Here is a 1,715-nt window from a genome sequence, read left to right on the forward strand (position 1 = left end):
TTACAACTTGCTATTGGATAAGCCCTCGACCGATTAGTACTGGTCAGCTCCATGCATTGCTGCACTTCCACCCCCAGCCTATCTACCTCGTCGTCTTCAAGGGGTCTTACATACTGGGAAATCTCATCTTGAGGGGGGCTTCACGCTTAGATGCTTTCAGCGTTTATCCCTTCCGTACATAGCTACCCAGCGGTGCTCCTGGCGGAACAACTGGTACACCAGCGGTACGTCCATCCCGGTCCTCTCGTACTAAGGACAGCTCCTCTCAAATTTCCTACGCCCACGACAGATAGGGACCGAACTGTCTCACGACGTTCTGAACCCAGCTCGCGTACCGCTTTAATGGGCGAACAGCCCAACCCTTGGGACCTACTTCAGCCCCAGGATGCGATGAGCCGACATCGAGGTGCCAAACCTCCCCGTCGATGTGGACTCTTGGGGGAGATAAGCCTGTTATCCCCAGGGTAGCTTTTATCCGTTGAGCGATGGCCCTTCCATGCGGTACCACCGGATCACTAAGCCCGACTTTCGTCCCTGCTCGACTTGTAGGTCTCGCAGTCAAGCTCCCTTATGCCTTTGCACTCTTCGAATGATTTCCAACCATTCTGAGGGAACCTTTGGGCGCCTCCGTTACTCTTTAGGAGGCGACCGCCCCAGTCAAACTGCCCACCTGACACTGTCCCCGCACCGGATTACGGTACCAGGTTAGAACCTAGATACGATCAGGGTGGTATCCCAACGTTGCCTCCACACAAGCTGGCGCTCATGTCTCTTCAAAGGCTCCCACCTATCCTGTACAGATCGTACCCAAATTCAATATCAAGCTGCAGTAAAGCTCCATGGGGTCTTTCCGTCTTGTCGCGGGTAACCTGCATCTTCACAGGTATTAAAATTTCACCGGATCTCTCGTTGAGACAGCGCCCAAGTCGTTACGCCATTCGTGCGGGTCAGAATTTACCTGACAAGGAATTTCGCTACCTTAGGACCGTTATAGTTACGGCCGCCGACTGGGGCTTCGGTTCACAGCTTCGGATTGCTCCTAACCACTCCCCTTAACCTTCCAGCACCGGGCAGGCGTCAGCCCGTATACTTCGCCTTACGGCTTCGCACAGACCTGTGTTTTTGCTAAACAGTCGCTTGGGCCTTTTCACTGCGGCCCCCTCGTGCTATTCACACTACCGGGGCACCCCTTCTCCCGAAGTTACGGGGTCATTTTGCCGAGTTCCTTAACGAGAGTTCTTCCGCGCGCCTTAGAATACTCTTCTCGCCTACCTGTGTCGGTTTGCGGTACGGGCACCTTCACCTGGCTAGAGGCTTTTCTTGGCAGTGTGAGATCATGACCTTCGCTACTACAATTTTCGCTCCCCATCACAGCTCAGCCTTACAATGTGCGGATTTGCCTACACATCAGCCTTACTGCTTAGACGGACATCCATCAGTCCGCGTCACTACCCTACTGCGTCCCCCCATTGCTCATAACGGCTTACGGTGGTACAGGAATTTCGACCTGTTGTCCTTCGACTACGCCTTTCGGCCTCGCCTTAGGTCCCGACTTACCCTGAGCGGACGAGCCTTCCTCAGGAACCCTTAGGCTTTCGGCGGATCAAGATTCTCACTTGATCTTTTCGTTACTCATACCGGCATTCTCACTTGTATAATGTCCAGCGCTCCTTACGGTACACCTTCAACCCTTATACAACGCTCCCCTACCCCTG

At 53.9% G+C, this 1,715-nt stretch carries 1 rRNA gene; it reads right to left on the bottom strand.

Features of this window, described 5'->3' with window-relative positions:
• Positions 1-13 precede the first annotated feature (13 nt).
• Positions 14-1,715 (bottom strand): 23S ribosomal RNA (locus tag D829_RS34405); the annotation flags it as partial.

The sequence above is a fragment of the Paenibacillus sp. PAMC 26794 genome (assembly GCF_000316035.1).
Taxonomy (GTDB): Bacteria; Bacillota; Bacilli; order Paenibacillales; family Paenibacillaceae; genus Paenibacillus.